Raw genomic sequence first — 7,442 nt, forward strand, 5'->3', positions numbered from 1 at the left:
GACAGGCCCGGACGGGCCCTGTGCCGATCGTGCCGCCGCCGGTGTCCGGCCGGAAGCGGAGCGCTGCGCCTAGGACCGGCGGTCCCAGGATGCGCGGGCGCGGGGCCGTTAGGCTGGGGACGACATGACACCGAAGCGTCCAGAGCTCGCCGATTTCCTGCGCCGGTCCAGGGAGCGGCTGACGCCGCGCGACGTCGGGCTCGCCGAGGGGCCGAGGCGGCGGACACCGGGGCTGCGCCGTGAGGAGGTCGCCGTCCTCGCGGGGATGTCCGCCGACTACTACATGCGGCTCGAACAGGCCCGGGGACCTCAGCCCTCGGTCCAGGTGCTCGCCGCCCTCGCCGGTGCGCTGCGGCTGACCGAGGACGAGCGGGACCATCTGTACGTGCTGGCCGGGCACCGCCCGCCGGAAGGCGCGCGGGCCGGTGGGTATCTGCGCCCGGGCCTGCGGTATCTGCTCGACCACTTGGACGGAATGCCCGTCCAAGTGGTCAGCGATCTGGGCGACTTGCTGGCGCAGAACGAACTGGCACTCGCGTTGTTCGGCTGCGTGTGCTCGGTCGCGGAGGAGGACCGCAACATCGTCCTGCGCTGGTTCACCGATCCGGCGGTGCGCGGCCACTTCGCGCCCGGGGAACACGCGGAGCAGGCGCGGCAGTTGGTGGCCGACCTGCGGGCCGCGACGGCCCGGCGCGGGGGCGACGCGGCGTCCCGGACGCTGGTGGCGCGGTGCCGGTCCGCGAGCACGGAGTTCGGCGCGCTGTGGGACCGGCACGAGGTCGCCGTGCGGCGGTCGCACCCGTTCCGGCTCGTCCATCCGGAGCTGGGCAGGATCGATCTGGACTGCGAGGTGCTGGCCACCCCGGCGGTGGACCAGCGCCTGCGGATCTTCACGCCTCCGCCCGGAAGGGCCGCGGTGCTGGACGAGTTGCGCGTGCTCGGTCCGCGCCACCTGTGCGGGTGACGGGTCAGCCGAACATCGCGACCCGGTACAGGGCTTCCAGCGCCGCGTCGATGGGGTGGGGCTGCGGCCTGCCGGAGGCGTCCAGCCTGTTCCACCGCTGGAGGTTGACCGCCACCGCCATCTGCCGTTCGCCGTCGGCGCGGATCATGGCCAGGGTGCCGCCGCCCCAGACCGTGCCGCCGTGGCCCCAGAAGGTGTCCCGGCCCGGTGTTTCCGTCGGGTGCAGTCCGAAGCCGTACTCGATGATCCGGCCCTCCTGGGAGATGACCGGGTTGGTGCGCCGCATCCGGTCCAGCGAGGCCGGGGTGACGATCTTTCCGGCCAGGAGTTGGGCGTAGAAGAGGTTCAGGTCGGCGACGGTCGATACCAGGGAGGCCGAAGGGCCCGTCCACGACATGTCGAAGACGCTGTAGTCGCGCGGCGGTTCGATCATGCCGAACCACGCCTCGTAGAGCCGTGAGTGCGGTCCGTCGACCTCCGGTCCGGTGGGGAACGCGGTGTCCGTGAGCCCGGCGGGCTCGATGACGTCGCGGGTGATGCACTCCTCGGCCGTGACGCCGCTCACCTGCGCCAGGAGTTCGGCGAGCAGCAGGTAGTTGGTGTTGGAGTACAGCCCCGGCGCACCGCCCGGAGCACCGGCGGCGGGTGCGTCGACGCCCATGGCGATCAGTGCCGTGTGGTCCCACCGCGTGAACCGGTGGGCATCCAGGCTCTCGGGCCCGGTTTCGGCGAGGACGGGGAACGCCTTGAGGGAGGGGTAGGCGTACGGAAGGTACTCGGCGAGGCCGCTGGTGTGGTTGAGCAGCATCCGTACGGTGATCGCCCCGCCCCGCTCCCCCGGGACCAGGGCCGGCAGGTACTGGCCGACCGGTGCGTCGAGTTCGATCCGGCCGCGCTCGGCCTGCCGCAGGACCGCGGCGGCGGTGAACGTCTTGGTGATGCTGCCGACGCGGTGGCGCATCCCGGCGTCGACGGGCCGGCCGGTGGCGGTGTCGGCGACCCCGGCGGCGCCGCGCCAGACCCGGTCGCCGTGCCGGACCTCGGCGAACAGGCCGGGTATTCCCGCGCGGTGCACGTTCTCGATGGCGGCGTCCAGTGCCGTGGAATCCAGTGGGTTCTTCACGTCGTGCGTCCCTTCGCTTCCCCCGGGGCCGGCGGTCGCACACGCCGGCCCACCGCCTGCCGGGCCGCCCGGCAAGCTCATGCACCCCATTATGCACGCACCGCGTGCAACACCAAGTGCATAGGTTAGGCTGGAGGCCGGTGAGAGGAGCGACATGGCAGGCCGAAGGCGTTGGACGAGCGAAGAGATCCTGGACGCGGCCGCTGAACTGCTGCGTACGAGCGCGACGGAGTCGTTCAGCGTGCGGAAACTGGCGGCGGTCCTCGGGACCGACTCGTCGAGCCTCTACCGGCACTTCCGCAGCAAGACCGAGCTGCTGCGCTCGGTGGCCGACCGGGTCCTGCTGACCGCGATGGAGGGGTACCGCCCCGAGGGCGACTGGAAGCAGCGCCTCACGGCCCTGGCCCTGCGCGTGCGGGACGCCTTCCGCCGACAGCCGCAGCTCGCCGCGGTCTGGGCGCGTTACGTGTCGAGCGGCGCGGGTTCACGGCTGGTCGTGGAGGAGGTGCTCCAGGCACTGCGCGCCTCCGGGCTGGCCGACGAGGAGATCCCGGTGCGCTACCACCGGATCGTGGTCCTCATCGCCTCGCTGATCGCCTCGGAGGCGAGCGCCGACACCCTCACCCCGGAGGAGCGCGAGCAGGGCCAGGAGCTGTTCCGGGTGGCGGTCCTGGGCGCCGACCCCGAGCGCTTCCCCGCCCTGGCGCACTTCGCGCGTGACCTCCGCCCGCTCCAGACGGACCACCAGGCGGCTTTCGAGGACATCCTCGCCGCACACCTCGGGCACATCGAGGCCGTCGTGCGCGCCGGCTAGGCCTTGGAACCCGGGACACGCGAAGGGGCCGGGGCAAGGGCGGATGGTCCGCCGCTGCCCCGGCCCCTTGCCGGCGCGGGTGTTACGAGTGCCCCGGCGCGGCGGGATCCGCGCTCGCCTCGGCCTTCATCGCCTTGGCCTCGCTCTTGAGAATGCGAGCCGACTTGCCCAGGGAGCGCGCCATGTCGGGGAGCTTCTTCGAGCCGAACACCATGATGACCACCAGCGCCACGATGAGCAGGTGCCACGGTTCCAAGCCGTTGCGGAGCATCACGTCACCTCATTTCTTCGTTGCCGTCCGCGCGTGCGGGGGCACGCCCGTACAGCAGACACCTTAGACACCGGACCTGTGTGTCATTCGGCGAGGTGGTACGGGTCGTGCCCCCGCGGTGCTACTTCAGGTGCCGGGTGAAGAACTGGGCCGCCGCGGCCCCCGCGTATGCCGGGACACCGGTGTGGCCGCCCATGTTCGCGTGCAGCGCCTTCTCCTGGGAGCCGAAGGCGTCGAACAGGTCGAGCGCCGCCTGCCGGTCGTTGCCTTCGTCGTCCCACTGCAACAGGACGTGCAGCGGGATGGTGAGCCGGCGGGCCTCGTCGAACGTGCTGCGCGGGATGAAGCTGCCGGCGAAGAGCCCGGCGGCCGCGATGCGCGGGTCGACCGCCGCGAGCCGGACGCCGATGGAGATCACCCCGCCCGAGTAGCCGACGGGCCCGGTGACCTCGGGGAGCGCCAGGATCGCGTCCATGGCGGCCCGCAGCTCCGGGACCGCCTGGTCGACCAGCGGGAGGACGACGGCGTCGATGATCTCGCCGGTGACCGGTTCGCCCGCCTGCAGGGCCCTGCGCATGTCGGCGCGGGCCCCGTCGAGGGCCGGCAGCCGGGGCCGGTCGCCGCAGCCGGGGAGTTCGATGGCGGCCGTGGCGAAGCCGTCCGCCGCGGAGTGCCGGGCCCGGTCGACCAGACGCGGGTACATCCTGTCCAGGCCGAGCGTGGGGTGGCCGAGGAGGATCAGCGGCACCGGTGCGGACGCCGACGCGGAGTCGGGTGTCCAGAGGAGGCCCGGGATGTCATCGAGGGTGAAGGAGCGTTCGAGTACGCCGTCGTCCAGGCGCTGCTCGGAAGTGAAATGCATGATCGTGCCTTTCGGGAGTGCACAGAACGGCGCTCCCGGACGACCTGCCTATCGCCCGACCGTGACCCCGGAGGGGAGCACCCATGTCGATACTGCGTTCACGGGTACCACCTCCTCGTTCTTTCGCACGGCCGGGAAGAATGTAGCAGGGTGCCGCGGCGGTCGCCTAACGGGTTTCCGTACGGGCCCGCCGGCCGCGCAGCGCGGCGGCCACCAGGGCGACGGCGATCCCGGCGAATGCCCAGGCACCGAGGATCCACAGCGCGCCCGTGGTGTTGTTGCCGTCGAAGTAGACCGTGTTCCGGACGACGGTCGTGCCCGCTCCGGGCGGCAGGGCCTGGCCGATCGCGGCCCAGAAGGGCGGCAGCAGGGAGGCCGGGTAGACGCCGCCGGAGCTCGGGTTGCCGAGGATCGTGAAGATGAGGATGGTCAGGCCGAGCCCGATCGTGCCGAGCAGCGACTGGAGCGCCACGCCGACGGCACCGGAGGCGAAGACGACCAGGGTGCCGATGCCGACGAGTTCCCAGAAGGCGCCCGGCAGACAGTGCAGCACCGGGCCGACGATGATGGCTCCGCCGATTCCGGAGACGAAGGCGTAGGGCACCATCGCCGCGAGCCGCACGACGGAGCGCCGGAGCGTGGGGCGCTTGGATCCGGCCGCCATGTTCAGTGCCGAGGCGGCGAGGTAGCCGCCGATCGTCCAGCTGAGCACCAGGTAGAACGACGACAGGCCCCGGCTGTCCCCCGAGGCGGGCGGGTGGATGTCGCGTACGGTCAGCGCCCGGTTCTGCGTCCGTTCCACGGTCGCCACGACCTTCGCGGCGGCGTCGGCCGCCGAGGGGCCGCCGGCCGAGGCGACGAGCAGTGTGTCGGTGCGCCCGGTCACCGCCACGATCAGCGCGGCGTCGGTCCTGCGCTCCATCAGCCGGGCCCGGGCCTGGGCGCGGTCCTGTACGGCGGTGACGTGCACCGGGTCGCCGGGCAGTGAGTTGAGCCGGGCGACCAGGTCGGCCTCCACGGGGCGCGGGGCGACCAGGGTGATCGGGATGCGGTGCGGTTTCGGAGCGTGGAACGCCCCCATGTACGAGAGGGCGAAACCCAGTTGGAGCAGCAGCACGCCCACCATGACGAGCACGGCTCTGGTGGTGATCGCGTCCCGCATCTCCGCCCACGCGCCGAGCTGCGCCGTCGAGCCCCTTGTCTCCGCCACCTGACGTCCCCGCTCTCAGCCGTACTTGACCGGTGCACCCATTCCGCCGACATCCTCACGCCGGGCCAGGGCGTCGCGGAGAGAACACGCATGGCCGGTGCCGTACCCACCCGTTCGGCCCAGCACCGGTGGCCGTGGGGTCCGCTCACTCCTGCCGTGCGAACCGGCGAGCGGCCCAGAGCAGGGCCCCGGCGCCGCTGATCAGGAGCAGGGCCGCCTCCACGGGAAGCGGGAGCGGGTGGCCGGCCCAGGTGATGCCGCCGGCCGTCGCCGCGTCCGGGGCTCGCAGGGCGATGCTGCCGCGCAGCATGTCGACGCCGTGAGCGAGCGGGTTCACGGCGGCCAGGGCGTGGGTCCAGCCGGGGAGCGCCTGAAGGGGGAAGAAGCCGCCGGACAGGAACAGCAGCGGCATCATCATGACGCCGAGCAGCGTGTGGAACGTCTCGGGTCTGCTCAGGCCCACGGCCAGGGTGAGGGCGAGGGCGGTGATCGTGAAGGAGATCAGGGTCATGCCGGCGAGGAGCAGCGCGAGGAGGAGCGGGTCGTAGGGCAGGCCGACGACTCCGGCCAGGCTCAGCAGCACCGCGCCCTGGATCGTGGCGACCAGGGTGCCGCCGGCGCAGCTGCCCAGGAGCAGGGTCGTCCGGCTGACCGGGGCCATGAGGAGTTCGCGCAGATAGCCGCTCTGACGGTCGGTGATCAGGCGGATGCCGACCAGGATGGCCGGGGTCTGCACCGTCATCATCAGCATGCCGGGGAACAGGTAGGTCTGATAGCCGACGCCCAGCGCGGAGTCGGGGATGAGCCTGGCGAGTCCGCCGCCCAGGATCAGCAGGTACAGCACGGGGTGGAGCAGCATCAGCGCGGTGTGGGCGCGCTGGCCGGCCAGGCGGAGGAGGTCCCGGTGGACCAAGCCGTGGACGGCGCGCAGTTCGTGCCGCAGCCGGTCCGGCCGGGTGCTTTTCCCGGTGCCGGTCGCGTGGAGCGGGAGTGCGGTCATCGGCCACCGCCGGGCTGGGCGCTGTGGATGCTGCGGCCGGTGTGGTGGAAGAACACGTCGTCGAGGGTGGGCGGGGTGGCCGAGGCGGCGCGGACGGCGATGCCGTGGCTTTCCAGGGTCGCGCAGAGCCGGGGGATCCAGGAGCTGCCGTCGGGCAGTCGCAGACAGATCCCGTCGGGCTCCCTGGTGACGGTGTGTCCGCGCGGCACCATGCGGTGGACGACGCGGTGTGCCCGCTCGTCCTGGCTGGTGCGCAGCAGGACCCGGTCGTCGCCGATGGCGGCCTTGAGCGCGCCGGGCGCGCCCTGGGCGACCAGCCGGCCGCGGTCGATGATGGCGACGCGGTCGCAGTTGGCCGCCTCGTCCAGCTGGTGGGTCGTGATGAAGAGGGTGCTGCCGTTCTGCTCCCGGAGGGCGTAGAGGTGGTCCCAGATCTGTGCGCGGGCATGCGGGTCGAGGCCGGTGGTGGGCTCGTCCAGGAACAGCAGGCCCGGTGCGTGCAGGAGCTGGCGGGCGATTTCCAGGCGGCGGCGCATGCCTCCCGACAGGGTGCGTACGGGTGAGGTGCGCCGGTCGGTGAGTCCGGCCACTTCCAGGACTTCGGCGGTGCGCCGGCGGACGTGGGCGCGGCGCAGGCCGTAGAGGCGGGCGTGGATACGGAGGTTCTGCTCGGGTGTCAGGTCCGGGTCGAGGGCGCTCTGCTGGAACAGCATGCCGACGCGCTGCCGTACCTGGTGGGGCTGGGTGCGGATGTCGGCGCCCGCCACGGTGGCGTGGCCGGCGGTGGGGCGGGCCAGGGCGCAGAGCATGGCGATGGTGGTGGACTTTCCGGCGCCGTTGGGTCCGAGGAAGGCGAAGGTCTCGCCGCGGTGGACGTCCAGGTCCAGGCCGCTGACGGCGTGCGTGGTGGTGCCCTTGGGCCCGGGATAGCTCTTGACCAGGCCGCGGGTGCTGATGGCGCAGTCGGGCGGGCCGGGGGTGGCGGGGGTGTGCTCGGGGGCGATTTCCTCGCGGCCGGTGTGAAGTCGCATGGTGCGGTCCTCAGCTGTGGTTCGCCGGTGGGGTCCGGCCGGGGGGGGGGCCCGGGCCGCCCCCCCCCCCCCCGGGGGGGCCTCCGACGCGGCCACCGAGTCCAAACACAACCAGGTGTAGCCGGAGAACATGCCCAACCCCAAAAAACACTGGGCGGAAACCCCCA

8 protein-coding genes are annotated in these 7,442 nt (G+C 72.4%); 2 read left to right on the forward strand and 6 right to left on the reverse strand.

Annotated features, from left to right (window positions below; all coding sequences use genetic code 11):
- Window positions 1-124: 124 nt before the first annotated feature.
- On the forward strand, window positions 125-964 hold the full coding sequence (locus ACFZAT_RS21115) for a helix-turn-helix domain-containing protein (RefSeq protein ID WP_391265753.1): 840 nt from the start codon (window positions 125-127) through the stop codon (window positions 962-964).
- Between the two features lie 4 nt (window positions 965-968).
- On the opposite strand, the gene ACFZAT_RS21120 is transcribed toward ACFZAT_RS21115, so the two are convergent.
- Window positions 969-2,087, reverse strand: a complete 1,119-nt coding sequence (locus ACFZAT_RS21120) for a serine hydrolase (protein WP_391265754.1) — start codon at window positions 2,085-2,087, stop codon at window positions 969-971.
- A 154-nt stretch (window positions 2,088-2,241) separates the two neighbouring features.
- Here ACFZAT_RS21120 and ACFZAT_RS21125 point away from each other — a divergent pair, with 154 nt between their 5' ends.
- Window positions 2,242-2,901: a TetR/AcrR family transcriptional regulator C-terminal domain-containing protein gene (locus ACFZAT_RS21125; RefSeq protein WP_391265755.1), complete on the forward strand. Its 660-nt coding sequence runs from the start codon at window positions 2,242-2,244 to the stop codon at window positions 2,899-2,901.
- Window positions 2,902-2,983: 82 nt separating this feature from the next.
- Here the strand turns inward: ACFZAT_RS21125 and tatA are convergent, their stop codons facing one another.
- The 5 genes from tatA to ACFZAT_RS21150 form a co-directional block, all read right to left on the reverse strand.
- Entirely contained in the window at window positions 2,984-3,175 is a 192-nt protein-coding gene (tatA, locus tag ACFZAT_RS21130) for a Sec-independent protein translocase subunit TatA (RefSeq protein WP_391265756.1), read from the reverse strand.
- A gap of 118 nt (window positions 3,176-3,293) precedes the next feature.
- Window positions 3,294-4,034, reverse strand: coding sequence for a dienelactone hydrolase family protein (locus tag ACFZAT_RS21135; RefSeq protein WP_391265757.1), 741 nt, complete (start codon window positions 4,032-4,034; stop codon window positions 3,294-3,296).
- Between the two features lie 166 nt (window positions 4,035-4,200).
- Entirely contained in the window at window positions 4,201-5,196 is a 996-nt protein-coding gene (locus tag ACFZAT_RS21140; protein ID WP_391266045.1) for a DUF3533 domain-containing protein, read from the reverse strand.
- A gap of 193 nt (window positions 5,197-5,389) precedes the next feature.
- Window positions 5,390-6,244 carry an ABC transporter permease gene (locus ACFZAT_RS21145; RefSeq protein ID WP_391265758.1) on the reverse strand — a complete coding sequence of 285 codons (855 nt, stop codon included), beginning with the start codon at window positions 6,242-6,244 and terminating at the stop codon, window positions 5,390-5,392.
- Window positions 6,241-7,275 carry an ATP-binding cassette domain-containing protein gene (locus ACFZAT_RS21150; RefSeq protein WP_391265759.1) on the reverse strand — a complete coding sequence of 345 codons (1,035 nt, stop codon included), beginning with the start codon at window positions 7,273-7,275 and terminating at the stop codon, window positions 6,241-6,243. Before ACFZAT_RS21150 ends, ACFZAT_RS21145 begins: the two co-directional genes overlap by 4 nt.
- Window positions 7,276-7,442 lie beyond the last annotated feature (167 nt).

This window comes from Streptomyces sp. NPDC008163, from assembly GCF_042956885.1.
Lineage (GTDB): Bacteria > Actinomycetota > Actinomycetes > Streptomycetales > Streptomycetaceae > Streptomyces > Streptomyces drozdowiczii_A.